This window comes from Sphingomonas sp. R647 (genome assembly GCF_020177055.1).
GTDB lineage: Bacteria > Pseudomonadota > Alphaproteobacteria > Sphingomonadales > Sphingomonadaceae > Sphingomonas.
The window spans coordinates 686,921-705,742 of sequence record NZ_JAIQXT010000001.1; the positions used below are offsets into that span (position 1 = coordinate 686,921).

The following is an 18,822-nucleotide window of genomic DNA, read 5'->3' on the forward strand; positions in this document are numbered from 1 at the left end:
CAATATAGAGGAGAGGATCATGGCTACGATCGCACCGCCGGCCCCCGGCGTCAGCTTTACCCGTCTGAACCCTGTGACCGGAACGGTCGCGACTGAGGCGAAAGCGTTCAGTGTCGCGGATGCCGATGCGGCAGTCGAAGCAGCCGCTGCGGCCTTCCCCGCATGGTCGGCGCTTGGCCCAAATGCGCGGCGTGCAGCGCTGAGCAAGGCCGCCGATGCGCTTGCCGCGAAAGCCGATCAGTTCGTCGACGCGATGATGGGTGAGATCGGCGCGACCGAGGGCTGGGCGCGGTTCAACCTGATGCTGGCGGTCGGCATGGTGCGTGAGGCTGCGGCGCTGACCACGCAGATCAGCGGTGAGGTGATCCCGTCCGACAAGCCCGGCTGCATCGCCATGGCGCTGCGCGAGCCGGTCGGCGTGATGCTGGGCATCGCACCGTGGAATGCGCCGATCATCCTGGGCGTGCGCGCGGTCGCGGTGCCGCTGGCGTGCGGCAATACCGTGGTGCTCAAGGCGAGCGAGCAATGCCCGCGCACCCACAGCCTGATCGCCGAAGCGTTTGACGAAGCGCTGCCCAAGGGTGCGGTCAGCATCGTCACCAACGCCCCGGCCGATGCGCCCGAGATCGTCGGCGCGCTGATCGACAACCCGCATGTCCGCCGCATCAACTTCACCGGATCGACCGCAGTCGGCCGGATCATCGCCAAGCGCGCGGCGGAGCATTTGAAGCCGGTGCTGCTGGAACTCGGCGGTAAGGCGCCGCTGATCGTGCTCGAAGACGCCGATCTGGACGAGGCGGTGAAGGCCGCGGCGTTCGGCGCGTTCATGAACCAGGGCCAGATCTGCATGTCGACCGAGCGGATCATCGTCGTCGACGCGGTTGCCGATGCGTTCGTCGAGAAGTTCGCGGCGAAGGTCGGGACGATGGCCGTCGGCGACCCGCGCGAGGGCAAGACCCCGCTCGGCGCGGTGGTCGATCAGAAGACCGTCGATCACTGCAAGTCGCTGATCGCAGACGCGGTTTCGCATGGCGCGGTGCAGGTGAATGGCGGCGACGCCAATGGCGTGCTGATGCCCGCGCATGTCATCGACAAGGTGACGCCCGACATGAAGCTGTTCCGCGACGAGAGCTTTGGCCCGGTCGTCGGCGTGATCCGCGCGCGCGATGAGGCACATGCGATCGAACTGGCCAATGACACCGAATATGGCCTGTCGGCTTCGGTGTTCACCCGCGACACCGCGCGTGGCCTCAAGGTCGCGAAGCAGATCAAATCCGGCATCTGCCACGTCAACGGCCCGACCGTGCATGACGAGGCGCAGATGCCGTTCGGCGGGGTCAAGGCGTCGGGCTATGGCCGGTTTGGCGGCAAGGCCGGGATCGACAGCTTCACCGAGCTGCGCTGGATCACGATCGAGACCCAGCCGGGCCATTATCCGATTTGATCCGATGGGCGCGTTCTTCCCTTCCGTTGTGCTTGCCGCGGTTGCGGGCGTCGGACTGGCCGCTGGCCAGTCCGCCCCTGCCCCCACCCTCACCTACGCCTTTTCGGCGCGCGTCGAGGTGGCGGCCCCGGTCGAGCAGGGCGAGATCGATGGCGCGCGCAAGCGGTTCATCCCGATCACCGGCGGCACCATCACCGGCCCACGCCTGACCGGGTCGGTGCTGGCGGGTGGCGGCGACTGGCAGGCGATCCATGCCGGCGGGGTGACGAAGGTCGAGGCGCGCTACTTCCTCAAGGCCGCCGATGGCGCGGTGATCGGCATCCACAATGTCGGTGTCCGCGTCGCCAGCCCCGAAGTGACCGACAAGATCGCACGCGGCGAGAAGGTCGATCCCGGCAGCTATTATTTCCGCTCTGCCGCCAGCTTCGACCCGCCCCCCGGCGCGCACCAATGGTTGCGTACCAAGGTGCTGGTTGGACGCGGCATCCGAATGCCCGATCACGTCGTGATCGATTTCTACATCGTCGAATAGGCGCAAGCAGCGCCCAACAGGGACATGACTATGACGGAACTGAGTGCCAACGGCGTCGTCGCCTATGATGTCGAGAACGGCATTGCCTGGGTGCGGTTCAACCGTGCCGACAAGCGCAACGCGATGAGCCCGACGCTCAACCGCGACATGATGGAGGTTCTGGACCTCCTCGAGCATGACGAGAATGTTGGCGTGCTTGTCCTGTCGGGCGAAGGCCCGGCGTGGACCGCGGGCATGGACCTTAAGGAGTATTTCCGCGAGACCGAGGCCGATGGCCTCAAGGGCACGCGCAAGGCGCAGCGTGAAAGCTATGGCTGGTGGCGCCGCCTGCGCTGGTACCAGAAGCCGACGATCGCGATGGTCAATGGCTGGTGCTTTGGCGGCGGCTATGGCCCGTTGTTCGCGTGCGATCTCGCCTTTGCCGCGGAAGAGGCGAAGTTCGGCCTGTCGGAGATCAACTGGGGCATCCTGCCCGGCGGCGGCGCGACCAAGGTGGCGACCGAACTGCTCCCGTTCCGCAAGGCGATGTACCATGCGATGATGGGCGAGAATATCGATGGCAAGACCGCCGCCGACTGGGGCCTGGTCAACGAAGCGCTGCCGCTCGACGCGCTCAAGGACCGCGTGACCGAGGTGGCCAAGGTGCTGCTGGGCAAGAACCCGGTCGCGCTCAAGGCGACCAAGGACGCGGTGCGCCGCGTCGGGGTGATGACCTATGACGAGGCCGAGGATTATCTGATCCGCGCGCAGGAAGCGGCGAACTCGTACGACAATGAAGGCCGCAAGGAAGGCATTCGCCAGTTCATTGACGAGAAGAGCTACAAGCCGGGCCTGGGGGCGTACGACAAGGACCGCGTGAAGGCTTGAGGCTGTTAAGCCCCTCCCCTTCAGGGGAGGGGTTGGGGGTGGGGCAGTGAAGTCTCACCGAGACTGTCGCCAAGATTGACTGCCCCACCCCAACCCCTCCCCTGAAGGGGAGGGGCTTGAAAGAGTGAACAATGCCCGACCTTTCCCGCCTGCTCTCTCCGCGTTCGGTCGTGATCGTGGGTGCTTCCCCGACGCCCGGTGCGCTGGGCAACTCCGTGCTGCGCAACCTTGAGCGGCATGGCTATGCGGGTGACATCCACCTGATCAATCCCAAGCGCGATAACATCGACGGACGGCCGTGCCTCAAGTCGATCAACGAATTGCCGCACGGCGTCGATGCCGCAGTGCTGGCGATCCCGGGACCGGCGGTACTGGGCGCCGTGCAGGCGCTGGTGGCGCGCGGGGTCGGCGCGGCGATCATCTTCTCGGCGGGCTTTGCCGAGGGGGGCGAGGAAGGGCTGGCAGCGCAGGCGGAGGTCGCGCGGATCGCCGCCGAACATGGCATGGTGGTCGAGGGTCCGAATTGCCTTGGCATGGTCAACTATGCTGCCGGCGTGCCGCTGACCTTTGTCGAGACGCCGGTGCTGGACCTGACCGGCAAACCGGCAGTCGGCATCGTCAGCCAGTCGGGCGCGATGGCGGTGGTGCTGGGCACGACGTTGATGGCCAAGGGGCTGGGGATCACCGTGTCGGTGTCGACCGGCAACGAAGCCGCATCGGGCGTCGAAGATTATGTCGAGCATCTGCTGAACGACCCGGCCACTCCGGCGATCGCGATGATCGTCGAGCAGTTTCGCAAGCCTGCGCGGTTCCTCACGCTGGCGGAGAAGGCGCGCGCGGCGGGCAAGCATATCGTCCTGCTTCACCCGGGCACGTCGAGCGCGGCGCGGGAGAGTGCGGCGACGCATACCGGCGCGATGGCGGGCGACTGGCAGTTGATGAAGGCCAAGGTCGAGCGCGCCGGCGTGGTGCTGGTCGACAGCCTCGAAGCGCTGGGCGATGTCGTCGAGCTCGCCGTGCGCGCCAAGCCGGTCCGGCGCGGCGGAACCGCGGTGTTGACCGAGAGCGGCGCGTTCAAGGCGCTGACGCTGGATCTCGCGGAAAGTATCGGCCTCGACCTGCCCGCGATGGATGGTGCGACGGCGGAGGCGATGCGCGCGTCGATCCCCGATTTCATCCCGGTGTCGAACCCGATGGACCTGACCGCGCAGGCGCTGGTCGATCCCGACCTGTATCGCCGCACGCTGATCCCGTTGCTGGAGGACGACAACTTCGCGGCGCTGGTGTTCGGCATCATCCAGACCGACCCGGCGACCTGTGCGCGCAAATTCCCCGCGATCATCGATGCGGTGACGGCCCTCAACCCGCACAAGCCGGTGATCTTCGCCGGGATCGATGACGGGGCAGAGGTGCCGGCGGAATATATCGACGGGCTGCGCGCGATCGGCGTGCCGTACTTCCCCTCACCCGACCGCGCGTTCCGCGCGCTGCGGCATCTGGGCAAGCGCGCCGAACGCGATTTTGCGACGGCGGATGCCGCGCCGGTGGCGCTCGACCTGCCATCGGGCGTCATCCCCGAATATCGGGCGAAGCAGCTGCTCGGCCCGGTCGGTATCCCCTTCCCCGCTGGCGGCTTTGCAGCGAACGCGGAGGAAGCCAAGGCGATTGCTGCACGTGTCGGCTATCCGGTCGCGATCAAGGCGCAGTCGGCGGACTTGAGCCACAAGAGCGACGCGGGCGGGGTGATCCTCAACATCGCCGACGATGCCGCGCTGGAGGCGGCGTGGGAGCGGCTGTACGGCAATGTTGCGGCCTATGATTCAGCCATCGCGCTCGACGGCGCCCAGGTCGAGGCGATGGGCAAGCGCGGGGTTGAGCTGATCATCGGCGCGCGCAACGACCCGGAATGGGGGCCTGTGATCCTCGCCGGGTTCGGCGGGGTGACCGCTGAGTTGCTCCACGACGTTCGCCTGCTCCCGCACGACCTGCCGCATGACGCGATCGTCGCGGATCTGCGCGCGCTAAAGCAAGGCGCGCTCCTCGACGGCTATCGTGGATCGCCGGCGCTGGACGTCGACGCGGTGGCGCGGCTGATCGCGGGCCTTGGTCGCGTGCTGGCGGGGACGCCGTCGATCCGTGAGATCGATCTCAACCCGGTGGTGGTCTATCCCAAGGGTGAGGGTGTCGTCGCGCTGGATGCGTTGATCCTGGCCGATTAAGCTCCCCTCCCCCTTGTGGGAGAGGGAAATTGCAGAACTAACCCGCCGCCGGATCGCGGCGTTCGATGCGGCCGAGCAGGTCGAGCAGCGTCGCACGCTCGGCCTCGCTCAATCCGGCGAGCATCTCGCGCTCATGCGCCTCGATCCGTGCGAGGCAATCGGTCAGCATCGCGCGCCCCGCATCGGTGACGGTCAGCGAAAAGGCGCGGCGGTCGGACGGGTCGATGACCCGCGCGATCAGCTTCATATCGACCAGCTCGTTGATCAGCGACACCATATTGGCGCGCTTGATCCCGAGCACACGGCCGACCGCGCCCTGGTTGATCCCGGGGCTGCCCGACACGACCGCAAGGATGCCGACCAGCACCTGGCGCATGCCAGTCCCGTCCATCGCCGCAGCGAAATCCGCCGCAAAGGCGCCAAAGGCGCGACGCAAATGATAGCCGACCAGCGGCCCGAGCGCGCCGACCTGTTCCTGTTCCCCTGCCATGCCCAAGCGTGAGCACGATTTCAGCCACTTCGTCAATGCGGGCATCCATCCAGAGCGATAACGTTGACGATACGGATTGTTTGTGTTCATATCTATTCGAGTCGATAACGACCGATACATGGTGGGAGGATGCAATGGCTGGATTCGGACGACAGTTGCGCTGTGCCGGGAGTGTTTTGGCGATCATGCTCGCCACGCAGGCGCCCGCATTCGCGCAGGACAGCGGCGAGGCTTCGCCGGCCGGGCCGGAAACGCAGCAGGCCGATGCCGAGGCATCATCCGAAATCATCGTCACTGGCAGCCGCCTGCGTGGCGCAGCACCGGTCGGCTCGACCGTCATCGCGCTGGGCCGCGAGGATATCACCGCGGCTGGAGCGATCAGCACCGATCGCCTGATTCAGCAGATCCCGCAGGTCCTCGACCTTGGCGTCAGCGAAAATTCGCGCGCGCAGGGCGGCGGCAGCGGCAACATCACCTATGGCAACACGATCAACCTGCGCGGCATCGGCCCCTATGCGACGCTGATTCTGGTCGACGGGCACCGCGCGGTGAACAACAGCCGCGCATTCGAACCTTCGGTCATTCCGACGCTCGGGCTTGAGCGTGTCGAGGTCGTCGCGGATGGCGCGTCGGCGATCTACGGCTCCGACGCAATTGCCGGCGTCGTCAACCTGATCCCGCGCCGCACGCTCAACGGCATCGAGGCGACCGCACGCGGCGGCTGGGGCGCCGATTTCGACGAATATCAGGTCGGCGTTGCGGTCGGTAAGGTATGGGACCGGGGTCAGGTGATGCTGGCCTATGAACATTCGCGCCGTTCCAACCTCAGTGGCGATGACCGCTCCTTCTTCCGCTCCGATCAGCGCGCGTTTGGCGGCAATGACTATCGCGTCACGCGCTGCGCACCCGGCACGTTGCGTGCGGGCGGTGTCGCCTATGCGATGCCGGGGCAGCTGACCCCGGCCAATGTCGGCAGCCTGGTTGCAGGCACGGTCAACAGCTGTGACGATCTGGTCGGGCAGGATCTGTTCCCGAAGCAGACCTATAACTCGGTCAACGGCACTGCGACGTTCGAAGTCACCGACTGGTTCACGGTGTTCGCCGACGGGTTTTACAGCAAGCGCGAATATGAGCGGCTTCCGGCCTATTTCAGCTCGACGCTGACGGTGCCACAGACCAATGCCTGGTTCGTCCGCCCGACCGGCTTTGCCGGCACGAGCTACACGATCGACTATAATTTCCGCAACGACCTGCCCCGCGACGTCTCGCGTGGTTTTGCCGAGAACTGGCAGGTCACGCCGGGCGTCCGCTTCAAGCTGCCCGGCGACTGGGAGCTGGAGGGTCTGTTCACCTATGGCCGCGGCAATGACCAGTCGGATCAGGTGCGTGGGCTCAACGCGACCGCGCTGAACGCGGCGCTGGCGAGCAGCAACCCTGCGACCGCGTTCGACCCCTATGGCCTTGGCCGCACGTCTGCGGCCACTCTGTTAGCGATCAGCAACTTCCTCACGCTGTCGCCGACGCTGAACGACTTCAACGGCTATGAAGCGCGGATCAACGGGTCGATCGTCGATCTGCCGGGCGGCAGCGTGAAGCTCGCTGCGGGCTATGAAGGTCAGGAGATCGAGACGCGGTTGGGTTCGGCACGCGGCGCGGCGGGTACGGCGGTCACCTTCCGCCAGTTCTCGCGCCGGGTCGATTCCGCCTATGCCGAGTTGCTGGTGCCGATCTTCGGATCGGGCAACGCCACCGCCGGGTTCGAGCGGCTCGAGATCAATGCGGCGGTGCGTTACGACAAATATTCCGATGTCGGCGACACCACCAATCCCAAGTTCGGGGTCAACTGGTCTCCGGTGCGCGGGCTGGTGCTGCGCGGCAGCTATGGCACATCGTTCCGCGCGCCGCTGATCTCGCAGATTTACGGCAACAGCAACAATCTGTTCGGCCAGAGCTATCAGAACCCGGCCGGCGGCGCGCCGCTGACCGGCTTTGCCTATTCGGGGCCGAACACCAACCTTGCGCCCGAAGAGGCGACCACCTGGTCGGTCGGCGGCGACTGGGACGTCACGCCCAATTTGCGGGTCAGCGCGACCTATTGGGACGTGAAGTACATCAATCAGGTCGACAGCTACCTTGCCGACCTCGCCATCCTGTCGCGCGAGTCCGAATTTTCCGGGACGGGCATCATCCTGCGCGGCACGGCGGCGCGTGATCGCGTACTGCAATTGCTGTCACAGGGTGTGACGCTGGCGCGCGGCACATTCCCAGGCGGCGATCCCAACAATGTCACGCTGTTCGTCGATGGCCGGAACAACAATCTGGGTCAGTCGACCACGCGCGGCATGGACTTCGTGGTGAACTGGCGCGTCCCGACCGAGAACGCGGGCACGTTCAATTTCAACGCGGCGGGCGCCTATCTCTTCCACTATGAGACCGCCGTGTCGCCCGCAGGCACGCCGCGCAGCCGCCTCAACACGATCTACAACCCGCTCAAGTTCAAGGCGCGCGGCAGCGTGGTGTGGGATTATGAGCCGATGCGGGTACAGCTGACCGCGACCCATGTCGGTGGCTATACCAACACCGCGATCAACCCCAATCAGAAGGTCAAGAGCTACACCCCGATCGATCTGGCGGTCAGCTGGAACCTGGGTGAAATGGGCGCGAAGTCGCTGTTCGGCGGGGTCGAGCTCGGGCTTGAGGTGCGCAATTTGTTCGACCTCCAGCCGCCCTATGTGAACGTGGCGCCGGGTCTGAATGGCGGTGGCGGCTATGATCCGTCGGCGGCCAACCCGATCGGGCGCGTGCTCGCCGCGTCGCTGCGCTTCCGGATGTAGGCGGGTGCCGGGGGCGGTTTGCGCTGCCCCCGGACGCCTGTGTTCAGCGATGGAAGACGGCGTACATCCGGTCGAGCGCGGCGTCGAAAATCGGGCGTTCTTCGGCGCTGAGCTGTGCCAGCACCTCGGCCTCGACCCCCTTCATGATGTTGAAGAGGTCATCGAGCGTCTTCTTGCCCTCGGGCTGGATGGTCAGCGCGTGGCGGCGGCGATCGACGGTCGAACGCTCGCGCTTCGCCCAGCCGCGCTTTTCCAGCTCGTCGACGATCTGGACCGTGATCGATTTGTCGAGGCCGACGGTGCTCGACAATTCCTGTTGCGACAGCCCCGGATTGGCCTCGATCAGCGCGAGCGAGGAGAACAGGCCGGCGCGGATGCCGTAATGCGCGCTCGCTGCGGCGAAATCGGCCGACAGCTGGTTCTGGACGCGGCGCATGCGAAAGCCGACATAATCGCCCAACCGGCCGAGCTTCAGCCCGTTTTCGGCTGCGTGTTCGTCCGGCGTTTTCGAGCGCAGTTGCGTCACGTGTGTCCCCTTGTCGCCATTTGCCATTCGTGCAATTGACAGATGGTTGAAAATATCTACGGTTTTGATCCTACCATTCAGTTAGACCGCCCCAGCGAGAGGCTGTCAATCAGGAGAGGCAAGGCGTGTCCGACCCGATCACCGACGCAGCAGCGCCGCTGCACGACGAAGAGCCGCCCCCTGCCCCGGTCACGGGAATTGCCGGCAAGACGGCATTCTATATCGGTTCGGCCGGGCTGATGTTGGCGACGGCGGCGGATTCGATTGCGGTGCTGGGCCGCCACACCGGGTTCGCGCTGATCGGGTCGATCGAGATCGTGCAGGCGGCAATCGTGTTTATCGCCGCATCGTCGATGGTCGCGGTGACGCTGTCGCGCGGCCATGCTGCGGTGCATATTCTGACCGACCGCCTCTCCCCTGCCCGCCGCGCGATGCTGGCGCGGATCGCCAATCTGCTCGGCGCGCTCGCCGTGCTGCTGCTCGCCGCAGGATCGCTGATCCTGCTCGGCGACCTGTGGAACGGGCATGAGCGGTCGGAGCTGCTGCACATTCCGCTGCGCTGGTTCCGGCTGCTGATGATCGCAGCTCTGGTGTTCGTCGCGATCCTGTTCGTTCGCCATGCCTTTACCCGTGAAACGCCGGAGGCTGGTCATGGCGCCTGAACTGATCGGCCTGATCGGCATCCTCGCGCTGCTCGGCCTGCTCACCGTTGGCGTGCCGATCGGCGTCAGCCTCGCGCTGACCGGCGTGGTCGGCCTGATGGTGATGCTCTCGCCCGAAGCCGCGCTCGTGAAGGCGGGCGTGGTGGTGTTCGAGGTCGCGAACAAATATGAATTGGGCGTCCTGCCGCTGTTCCTGTTGATGGCGCATCTGTGCTTTGCCGCCGGGGCGAGCCGGGATTTTTTCGATGTCGCCGCGCGGTTCGTCGGGCATCGGCGCGGAGGGCTTGGCCTCGCATCGATCGCCGGCTGTGCCGGGTTCGGCGCGATCAGCGGGTCGAGCCTCGCAACCGTCGCGACCGTAGGCTCTGCGGCGCTGCCGGAGATGCGGCGTGCGGGCTATAATCCGGGCTTTGCAGCAGGCGCGCTCGCCGCGGGCGGCACGCTCGGCGCACTGATCCCGCCTTCGGGCGCGCTGATCGTGTTCGGAATCATCGCCGAAGTCTCGATCGGTCGCCTGTTCACCGCCGCGATCATCCCGGGGTTCAGCCAGGCGCTGTTCTACATGATCGCCATCGCGATCCTGTGCTGGTTCAAGCCCGAGCTGGGTCCTCCCTCGGCGCGCGTCGGCTGGCGCGACCGGATGCGCGGGCTGCTCGGCATCATCGACATCCTCATCCTGGTCGTGTTCGTGATCGGCGGGCTGATGATCGGGTGGTTCACCCCGACCGAGGCCGCATCGGTCGGCGTCATCGTTGCCTTCATCCTGATGGGCATTCGTGGCGCGTTCAACCGCGAGGCGATCGCCGACAGCTTCGCCAAGACGCTGTCGACCACCGGCATGATCTACCTGATCATCTTCGGCGCGATCCTGTTTGCGACCTTCATCAGCGTGACCGGCATCGCCGACCTGATGTCGACCACCGTGCGCGAGATGGATGCGAGCCCGATCGTGGTCGTGATCGTCATCGCGCTGATGCTGCTGGTGTTGGGGTCGTTCCTCGATGGCCTGGCGCTGATGCTGCTGACCACGCCGATCTTCCTGCCGATCGTGCTGGAGCTTGGCTACAGCCCGATCTGGTTCGGCATCTTCCTCGTCCGTACGATGGAGATCGGCTTCGTCCACCCGCCGCTCGGCCTTAACGTCTATGTCATCCAGGCGATCGGCAAGGACATTCCGCTCGGGCAGATATTCCGCGGGATCGTGCCGTTCCTGATCGCCGATTTCTTCCACCTTGCCATGATCATCGCCTTTCCGGTGGTGACGCTGTGGCTGCCCAGCGTGATGGGGGCCTGACCGATGCGTTTGCCACTGATCCTCGCCGCGCTCGTGCTCGCCGGATGCAGCGTCGCGCCGCAGCCGACCGCGCAGCATGTGCTGACCTATGCCAGCCCCTACACCCCCACCCACCCGTTCGGTCTGGCCGATCAGGAGTGGATGAAATGGGTCGAGGCGAAGAGCGGCGGGCGCATCGCGTTCAAGCCATTCTGGTCCGGCGCGCTGATCTCGTCGGATATGAGTATGGAGGAGGTGCGCCACGGTGTTGCCGATATCGGCCTGATCACCCCGATTTACTCGAAGGGCGGCGCGCATCTGCTGCGCGGGCAGGCGGCCTATTATGGCGGGATCAGGACGATCACCGATCAGGTGGCGGTATATGACTGCCTGGCCGACCGCTTCCCGCATTTCGAGAATGAGCTGCACGGCTTGCATGTGCTTGCGGTGCAGGGCGGGAATTTCCCCGGCGTGCTGACGCGCGACCGGCCGATCCGCAGCCTCGCCGACTTCAAGGGCCTGCGCCTGCGCGCGCAGAGCGATGCGGTCGACATCCTCAAGCAACTGGGCGCGGACCCGGTCAACATGCCGATGGGCGAGGTTTATTCGGCGCTGGCCAAGGGCGTGATCGACGGCGTCGTCGCCCCCGCCGACACGATCCGCAGCCTGCACTTTGCCGAGGTGGCGAAGCATTTTACCACCATCCGCTTCAGCCGCGGTGCCTATCCCGCGCGGGCGATGTCGGAAAAGACCTGGCGCACGCTCCCGCCCGACCTGCAGGCGATCCTGACCGAGGGGCGCAAGGTGTGGGAGGAAGCGCTGAACCGCCAGCTGCTCAAGGCCGAGCAGGCGGGGATCGATTACGGGAAGAAGGAAGGGATCACCTTCTCCAGCATCCCCGCGCCGGAACAGCGCGCGTTCGACGCGCTCTACAACAAGGATGCGCGCATTCAGGCCGAGCGGCTGGGCAAGATCGGGATCGATGCGGTGCCGATCTATGAGGAAGCACAGCGGTTGATCGCGGGCGGCGATATTCAGTGTAGCGCGAAGGTGGCGGGACGATGAGCAACCTCCCCCTCGAAGGCGTCAAGGTCGCCGATTTCTCCTGGGTCGGTGCGGGGCCGCGCGCGACCAAGGATCTGGCGGATATGGGCGCCACGGTAATCAAGATCGAATCGCGCAAGCGGCTGGATCTGGGCCGCCTGTCCCCTCCGTTCGCGACCCCCGGCCGCGATCCCGATGCCTCGACCTTTTTCGCCATCACCAACACCAGCAAGCTCGGCGTGACGATCAACCTCAACGACCCGCGCGGTATCGAGGTCGCAAAGAAGCTGGTCGCCTGGGCCGACATCGTGGTCGAGAATTTCAGCCATGGGTATATGGATCGGATCGGCCTGAGCTTCGACACGCTGAGGGCGATCAACCCCGCCATCATCCAGATCAGCGTCAGCGTCGCGGGGCGCAAGGGGCCGCTCGGCACGATGCGCGGCTATGGCAATTCGGCGGGTGCGCTGTCGGGCATGGCGGCGCTGTCAGGCTGGCCCGACCGTGATCCACATATGGCGCCGTTCGCTTATGGCGATGTCGTCGCGCCGATGTTCGCAACGGTCGCGACGCTCGCCGCGCTCGAACATCGCCGCCAGACCGGCGAAGGCCAGTTGATCGACATCAGCCAGACCGAGCCGCTGATCCACGTGATGGCCGACCGCTTCGCCGCCGAACAGACCGGCAGCGGCGGGAAGCCCGGCAACCGCTCGCCCCACCGCGCGCCGCAGGGTGCCTATCCGGCGCGGGGCGTGGACCAGTGGGTCGCGATCGCGGTGCGCAGCGACGCCGAATGGGCCGTACTGGCGCAGGCCGCTGGCATCGCCGATCCGCGCTTCGCCACGCTGGCCGGACGCAAGGCGCATGAGGATGACCTCGACGCTGCCCTCTCGGCATGGACGCGCGGGCAGGACAAGCGCGTCCTTGCCGACCGGCTCGCCGCGATCGGTATCCCCGCCGAGCCGGTCAATGACGGCCGCGACGTGTTCACCGACCGCGAACTGATCGAACGCGGCCATTACCACCCGGTCACGCACAGCAAGCTCGGCGACACCGAAATTCCCGGCCCGCCGCTGCGCTTTTCCGACAGCGCGATCCGCGTCGGCGCGCCGCCCAATCTGGGCGAGCACAACCATGCGGTGTTCGTGGACCTGCTCGGCATGAGCGAGGCCGAGGTCCGCGACCTCACCGACGCGGGAGCACTCGCATGATGCTCGCGCACCTCACCATCGTTGACCTGACCGAGGGGCTTGGCGAACTCGCCGGGCGGATGCTCGCCGAACTCGGCGCGCGCGTCGTGCGGACCGAGCAGGGCGACGCGGCATGGGACCATGGCAAGCAGACCGGCGACGTCGACGCGCTGCTCGCCACCGCCGATATCCTGTTCCGCAATCCCGGTCGCGACCATGATACGCTAGCCGCCGCCAACCCCAAGCTGATCGACGTGGTCGTCGCCCCCTTCCGTCCCGGCGGCCCCAATGATGGACGCCCCGAAACCGACCTGACGCTGATGGCGCGTTCCGGCCTGATGACGATCATCGGCGACCCGGACCGCGCGCCGCTGACGCTGCCCGGCGAACAGGCCTATGCGCTCGCCGGCATTCAGGCGGTGATCGGCGCGCTCACCGCGCTTCATGCCCGCGCGGCGAGCGGTCGCGGGCAGCTGGTCGAAGTGTCCGCCTATCAGTCCGCCGTCCTCGCCAATTATCGCGAGCCGCTGACCTGGCAATGGACCGGGCGCGTCGGCAACCGCACCGGCAATCTGCTGATCCGCGGCAAGTCCGGCGTGCGGCAGATCTGGCCCTGTGCCGACGGCTTCGTCACCTGGGCACTGGTCGACAACCAGCCGATGATGCGCGGCATGGTCAAGGCCATGGGCGACGCCGCCGGGCCGCTCGCCGCAGTCGATTGGGACGCGATCCTGGTCGCCGACATGCCGCGCGAGACGCTGATCGCATGGGAGGCGGTGGTCGAAGCCTTTTTCCTCAAACACACCCGTGCGGAGCTTGGTGCAATGTCGCAGGCGAACGGGCTCGGCCTATCGTGGATCGACACGCCCGCCGACGCGCTGGCGAGCGAGCATCTCGCCGCGCGCGGGCTGTGGCGCGATGTCGACGGCGTGAAGCTGCCCGGCAGGCTGTGGGTGTCGTCGCTGGAGGACGGGCAATGACCGCAAGCCAAGGTGCTCTGGCCGGCCTCAAGGTCGTCGACTTCAGCAAGTTCCTCCCCGGCCCCTATTGCACCTGGCTGCTCGCCGATCTGGGCGCCGAGGTCATCCGCATCGAAAACCCGCGCGAGCTCGCCAAGCAGCGCAAGGTGTTCGGTTGGGACAGACTGTCGGACGAGGAAAATGCCCGGCTGCGCGCGCACGACATCCTCGCGCGCGGCAAGAAGAGCGTACTGATCGATCCCGGCAGCGACGATGGCCGCGAGGCGATCCTGAAGCTGATCGATCAGGCGGACATCCTGGTCGAGGATTACCGTCCCGGCGTGATGGAGAGCATGGGCTATGGCTGGCCGGAGATGGCGGCGCGCAACCCGCGGCTGATCTATTGCTCGGTCACTCTGTGCGGCCAGACTGGCCCGTATGCGCGCAAGCCCGGCCATGATCCGGTCGCGCTCGCCATCGCTGGCGCGCTGTCGCGGATCGGCGAAGACCCCGAGCGACCGGCCTTTCCCGGCGTTCCCGTCGCGGACCTGCTGAGCGGATCGAACGCTGTCATCGGCATCCTCGCCGCCGTCATCGCGCGCGCGACCACTGGCAAGGGGCAGCAAGTCGACATCGCCATGTCCGACGCGTCGCTCGCACTGATCGGCAACATCCTCTCGCGCAACCCCGACCTCGCCCAGACACCGCCCAAAGGGATGCACCGCGCGGACAGTGGCATCTGGCGCTGCGCCGATGGCGAGTGGCTGGTGACGACCGACATGGAGCCGCGCTACTGGCGCATCTTCGTCGAGACGATCGGCCTGCCCGACCTTGCCGACAAGCAGATGGATCGGGCGAACTGGCCCGCGATGAAGGACCGCATCGCGCAGGTGATGGCGACAAAACCGCGCGATGCATGGCTCACCATCCTCGACGCGGCGGGCACGCAGTTTGCGCCGATCCTTACCGTCGCGCAGGCGATGGAGAACGAACACAACCACGCGCGCGGCATGATAATCGATCTGCCCGCACCCGGCGGCGGGACGGTGCGCCACACCGGCTGTCCGATCCGCCTTTCCGACACCCCCGCCAGCCCCGCCGCCGTCGCCCGTCCTGCGGGTGCCGATACGGCGGAGGTGCTGGCGACCCTAGGCTACACCGCGGCGCAGGCCGCTGCACTTGAAGGACGACTCCCGTGACCGAAGCCACCCGCGAACGCCCGCTTGAAGGGCTGCGCGTCATCGACCTGACCCGCGCGCTTGCCGGACCCTACGCGACCCTGCTGCTCGCCGGGCTGGGCGCGGAGGTGATCAAGGTCGAGGACCCCAAGGGAGGCGATCTGGCGCGCGACAACAGCCCCTATGTCGGCCGCGACGGCATCACCGTCGAGCGCAAGCATGAGGACGATGTCTCAATCAGCCATCTGACCCGCGCGCGCGGCAAGCTTGGCGTGTCATTGAACCTCAAATCGCCCGAGGCGAAGGAGGTGTTCCTCGACCTCGTCCGCACCGCCGATATCGTGGTCGAGAATTTCACCGCCGGCACCGCCGAGCGGCTGGGCGTCGGATATGAGGCCGCGAAGGCCGCCAATCCGCGCATCATCTATTGCTCGCTGTCCGGCTTTGGCGCGACCGCGCCGGAAGGGGGCAAGGCGATGGACATCATCATTCAGGCGCTGTCGGGCGCGATGTATGCCAGCGGTGGGCCGGGCGAGCCGCCGGTGCGCATCGGCATTCCGATCGCGGACATGCTCGCGCCGGTATTCTCGGTGATCGGCATCCTTTCGGCGCTCGAGCAGCGCCACCGCACCGGCATAGGCCAGCATATCGACGTGTCGATGCTCGGCGCACTGACCAGCTTCGTCGCGATCGAGAACTGGTCGGCAATGGCCGCGGCGGGGATGCAGGCGCGCACCGGCCTGACCGTCCAGCGGCTGTCGCCGTTCGGGGTGTTCGAGTGCGCCGATGGCTATGTCGCGGTGGTCGCGGTGCATGAGAAGCTGGCGCAGGGCCTGTTCCGCGCGATGGGGCGGCCCGAGTTGTCGGACGACCCGCGCTTCGCCAATCGCGACAGCCGCGTTGCCAATGCGGTGGTGCTGGAGGAGACGATCAACGGCTGGTCGCGCCAGCACAGCGTCGAGCATGTCGTCGCGGTGCTGGAGGCGGAGGGCGTGCCCGTCGCGCCCGTTCGCCACCCGGAAGACGCACTGGACGACCCGCGCGTGGTTGCGCGGCACGAGGCAGTGCCGGTCGCGCACCCCAGCTATAGCTCGCAGGTCAATCTGCGCACCGCCGGCATCCCGATCGTCTTTTCCGATGCGGACACCGGCTTTGATGATGTGACCCCGATCCTGGTCGGCGAGCATAACGACCGCGTGCTCGCCACCACGCTGGGCTATGATGCAGAACGCATCGCCGCGTTGCGCGAACGGGGCGTGATCTGATGCAGGACGCAGCTGCACAGCTGATCGCGGCGTGCGACGATCCCGGCGCGGTGGCGGAGCGGCTGCGTTCCGAGGGGCAGGCGGTGATCCGGGTGCTCGGGCAGGACGCACCCTATGCGCTGCTCCGCGCCGCCGGTCGCGCGCCCGTGCGCATGGTCCCCCGCCCCGGCGCGACGCCCGATGCCGATACGCTGGCGGGCGACGGCACGCTGTCGCAGCGTGGCCGGTCGCTCTTGCAGCAGATCGTCGGCGATGCGAGCGGCACCCCGCTGATGTTCACCCATGCCGATAGCGAATTGCCGCAGCTGTTCGCGACAGTCCGGGACCTGATCCGCGCGGGCGATATTGCCGAGCGGCCGATCCATATGCTCGATTTCGGGCACCAGCCGCGCGAGTCCAGCCGCTCCTATAATGCGGCGCGAATTGCCCAGCTCGTCGATTGGCTCGGCGGTGTTGATGCCGATCACCTCGCCGCATGTGCCGCCGAAGAGCGTGCGCGTCCGGCGGCGATGACGCGCCTATCGGGCGTGATGCGGATCGCCGCGATCGGTGCGGCGCACGCCCTTCCGGCTGCGGAATGGCTGGAGCTGGTCGGGCGTGTTCCGGGCGAACCCACCGGCGAGCCGGTGTTCGTCCTTGGCTCTCCCCACTTCTCCACGGCGCGGGCGCGCGATCTCGACGCCCGTGGCCTGGATGCCAAAGCCGACGATCAGGACTGGGGCGACCCGCTGGTCGCTGGCTGGGCCGATAGCCCCTTGACGCTAGACGGCCTGTCCGACCCCGCCCGGCTGGTCCCCCGCAAGCTGATGCCGGCAACCGAGCGTGCCAGCGCGGCGATCGCGCGGATGAAAGCACTGGGGATCGCCCGCGCGGTGATCGTCGAATCCGTCGGCGACGAAGCGGCGGCATGGGATGCGGGCTATTTCGCGCGCACACTCGAAGCCGCCGGATTGGCAGTCGAGCGGATCGGTGCGCCACCGCCCCCTGCCCCCACCGCTGGCGCACCGCGTGCCGCGCCGCGTCCGCAGGATGGCCGCCGCAGCCGCAAGTCGCTGGCCTCGATCGCCAGCTTCGGCGCGTATCAGCGCGACTGGTTCAAGGGCGTGCGCGACGCCGTTGCGGCGGGCGCACCACTCGCCATCGTCAACGCCAACTCGCCGCAGGAAATCCTGCGTGCAATGGACGTACCGTTCGTCGTCAACCAATGGTGGGCATCGATCGTTGCCGCGAAGCAGCAATCGCCGCGCTATTTCCAGCTACTGCGCGACCATGGCTACCCCAGCGATGCCGAGGCCTATAGCGCGCAGGGGATCGCTGCGATGTTCGACGTGGACGCGGAACAGGCACCATGGGGCGGCCTCCCCCGCCCGGCCTTCGTTCAGGCGCCGCTCGGCACCGATGCAACACCGCGCATTTTCGACCATTGGGCGCGCGAAACGGGTGCGGAGCCGTTCCTGTTCGAGCGCAGCATCGAAAGCCGCATCGACTTCCCGGTCGACTGGTGGGACCGCCTGCACGACGATTGGGACAGCGCGATCGAGCCCGAACGGCTCGACCTGATGACCGCCGAACTGCGCGCGGTGATCGCGCGGATCGAGGCGAGTACCGACCGCCGCTTCGACCCCGACCGCTTCGCCCGGATCATGGATCTGGTGAACGAGCAGGAGGATTATTACCGCAAGACCCGCGACCTGATCGCCGGCGCGCACCCCGCCCCGGTGTCGATCAGCGACACCATGCCCGCAACGATGGTGCCGCAATGGCATCGCGGGACCGCATGGGCGCGCGACGCGGCGCGGGATTTCTATCACGAGGTCAAGGCGCGGCACGAAGCGGGCGAAGCCGCCTGCGCGAACGAGAAACTGCGCCTGATGTGGGTCGGGCGCGGCATGTGGAGCGACATGGGCTTCACCCAGCGCTGGGAGCAGAGCCATGGCGCGGTGCTCGTCTGGTCGATGTACCTCGCGCTCGCCGCCGATGGCTATATCCGCCGCACCGCGCCCGGGCAGGACCCGCTGCGCGCGCTCGCCGCACGCTTCGTGACGATGGGCGACGAGCTGCGCATGCCGACCTGGGCCGGGGCATGGCATGTCCGCGAGGCGGAGAGCCACGCCGTCGACGGCGCGGTGGCGCTGAGCGATGCCGACCCGTTCGTGCTACGCGCGCTGCGCCGTGCGGGGGTGCCGGTACTGAGCCTCGACCTCGACAATTATAACCGCGAGGCGAGCGACGGTGACGCGGTGGATCGCCAGATCGCCGCATTCCTCGAAGGGCCGGTCAGCGCCTATGCCGCACGGCGCGGCTGAGGCTTGCCAGCAGGCATCGGGCGGGTCAGTGAG

The 18,822-nt window shown here is 66.9% G+C and carries 15 protein-coding genes; 13 read left to right on the forward strand and 2 right to left on the reverse strand.

Annotated elements, in window-relative coordinates; all coding sequences use genetic code 11:
• Positions 1 to 19 precede the first annotated feature (19 nt).
• From K9B35_RS03140 to K9B35_RS03155, 4 genes are all read left to right on the forward strand, one after another.
• Positions 20 to 1,444 (forward strand): aldehyde dehydrogenase, encoded by a 1,425-nt coding sequence (locus tag K9B35_RS03140; protein ID WP_224920339.1) that lies wholly within the window; start codon positions 20 to 22, stop codon positions 1,442 to 1,444.
• A 4-nt stretch (positions 1,445 to 1,448) separates the two neighbouring features.
• The gene (locus K9B35_RS03145; protein WP_224920340.1) at positions 1,449 to 1,976 is read left to right on the forward strand and encodes a DUF3237 domain-containing protein; all 528 of its coding nucleotides are present in this window, start codon (positions 1,449 to 1,451) and stop codon (positions 1,974 to 1,976) included.
• 30 nt (positions 1,977 to 2,006) lie between these two features.
• Positions 2,007 to 2,843: a p-hydroxycinnamoyl CoA hydratase/lyase gene (locus K9B35_RS03150; protein WP_224920341.1), complete on the forward strand. Its 837-nt coding sequence runs from the start codon at positions 2,007 to 2,009 to the stop codon at positions 2,841 to 2,843.
• A gap of 131 nt (positions 2,844 to 2,974) precedes the next feature.
• Positions 2,975 to 5,062: an acetate--CoA ligase family protein gene (locus tag K9B35_RS03155; protein ID WP_224920342.1), complete on the forward strand. Its 2,088-nt coding sequence runs from the start codon at positions 2,975 to 2,977 to the stop codon at positions 5,060 to 5,062.
• A gap of 37 nt (positions 5,063 to 5,099) precedes the next feature.
• Here the strand turns inward: K9B35_RS03155 and K9B35_RS03160 are convergent, their stop codons facing one another.
• Positions 5,100 to 5,552 carry a MarR family winged helix-turn-helix transcriptional regulator gene (locus tag K9B35_RS03160; RefSeq protein ID WP_224920343.1) on the reverse strand — a complete coding sequence of 151 codons (453 nt, stop codon included), beginning with the start codon at positions 5,550 to 5,552 and terminating at the stop codon, positions 5,100 to 5,102.
• 134 nt (positions 5,553 to 5,686) lie between these two features.
• On the opposite strand from K9B35_RS03160, the gene K9B35_RS03165 reads away from it, so the two are divergent.
• On the forward strand, positions 5,687 to 8,386 hold the full coding sequence (locus K9B35_RS03165; protein WP_224920344.1) for a TonB-dependent receptor plug domain-containing protein: 2,700 nt from the start codon (positions 5,687 to 5,689) through the stop codon (positions 8,384 to 8,386).
• 43 nt (positions 8,387 to 8,429) lie between these two features.
• On the opposite strand, the gene K9B35_RS03170 is transcribed toward K9B35_RS03165, so the two are convergent.
• Positions 8,430 to 8,912 (reverse strand): MarR family winged helix-turn-helix transcriptional regulator, encoded by a 483-nt coding sequence (locus K9B35_RS03170; protein WP_224920345.1) that lies wholly within the window; start codon positions 8,910 to 8,912, stop codon positions 8,430 to 8,432.
• A gap of 125 nt (positions 8,913 to 9,037) precedes the next feature.
• Here K9B35_RS03170 and K9B35_RS03175 point away from each other — a divergent pair, with 125 nt between their 5' ends.
• Genes K9B35_RS03175 through K9B35_RS03210 form a run of 8 tightly spaced genes read left to right on the forward strand, consistent with a single transcriptional unit; the run spans position 9,038 to position 18,789 of the window.
• Entirely contained in the window at positions 9,038 to 9,574 is a 537-nt protein-coding gene (locus K9B35_RS03175) for a TRAP transporter small permease (RefSeq protein ID WP_224920346.1), read from the forward strand.
• A complete protein-coding gene (locus K9B35_RS03180; RefSeq protein WP_224920347.1) occupies positions 9,564 to 10,868 on the forward strand; it encodes a TRAP transporter large permease in 1,305 nt (434 codons plus the stop codon). Before K9B35_RS03175 ends, K9B35_RS03180 begins: the two co-directional genes overlap by 11 nt.
• A gap of 3 nt (positions 10,869 to 10,871) precedes the next feature.
• Entirely contained in the window at positions 10,872 to 11,912 is a 1,041-nt protein-coding gene (gene dctP / locus K9B35_RS03185) for a TRAP transporter substrate-binding protein DctP (protein WP_224920348.1), read from the forward strand.
• Complete coding sequence (locus K9B35_RS03190) at positions 11,909 to 13,102, forward strand: CaiB/BaiF CoA transferase family protein (RefSeq protein ID WP_224920349.1); 1,194 nt, start codon at positions 11,909 to 11,911, stop codon at positions 13,100 to 13,102. The genes dctP and K9B35_RS03190 overlap by 4 nt, the downstream gene beginning before the upstream one ends.
• Positions 13,099 to 14,061, forward strand: a complete 963-nt coding sequence (locus K9B35_RS03195; protein ID WP_224920350.1) for a CoA transferase — start codon at positions 13,099 to 13,101, stop codon at positions 14,059 to 14,061. The genes K9B35_RS03190 and K9B35_RS03195 overlap by 4 nt, the downstream gene beginning before the upstream one ends.
• Complete coding sequence (locus K9B35_RS03200) at positions 14,058 to 15,239, forward strand: CaiB/BaiF CoA transferase family protein (protein WP_224920351.1); 1,182 nt, start codon at positions 14,058 to 14,060, stop codon at positions 15,237 to 15,239. The genes K9B35_RS03195 and K9B35_RS03200 overlap by 4 nt, the downstream gene beginning before the upstream one ends.
• Positions 15,236 to 16,483: a CaiB/BaiF CoA transferase family protein gene (locus K9B35_RS03205; RefSeq protein ID WP_224920352.1), complete on the forward strand. Its 1,248-nt coding sequence runs from the start codon at positions 15,236 to 15,238 to the stop codon at positions 16,481 to 16,483. Before K9B35_RS03200 ends, K9B35_RS03205 begins: the two co-directional genes overlap by 4 nt.
• The gene (locus tag K9B35_RS03210) at positions 16,483 to 18,789 is read left to right on the forward strand and encodes a 2-hydroxyacyl-CoA dehydratase family protein (RefSeq protein WP_224920353.1); all 2,307 of its coding nucleotides are present in this window, start codon (positions 16,483 to 16,485) and stop codon (positions 18,787 to 18,789) included. Before K9B35_RS03205 ends, K9B35_RS03210 begins: the two co-directional genes overlap by 1 nt.
• The last annotated feature ends 33 nt before the right edge of the window (positions 18,790 to 18,822 follow it).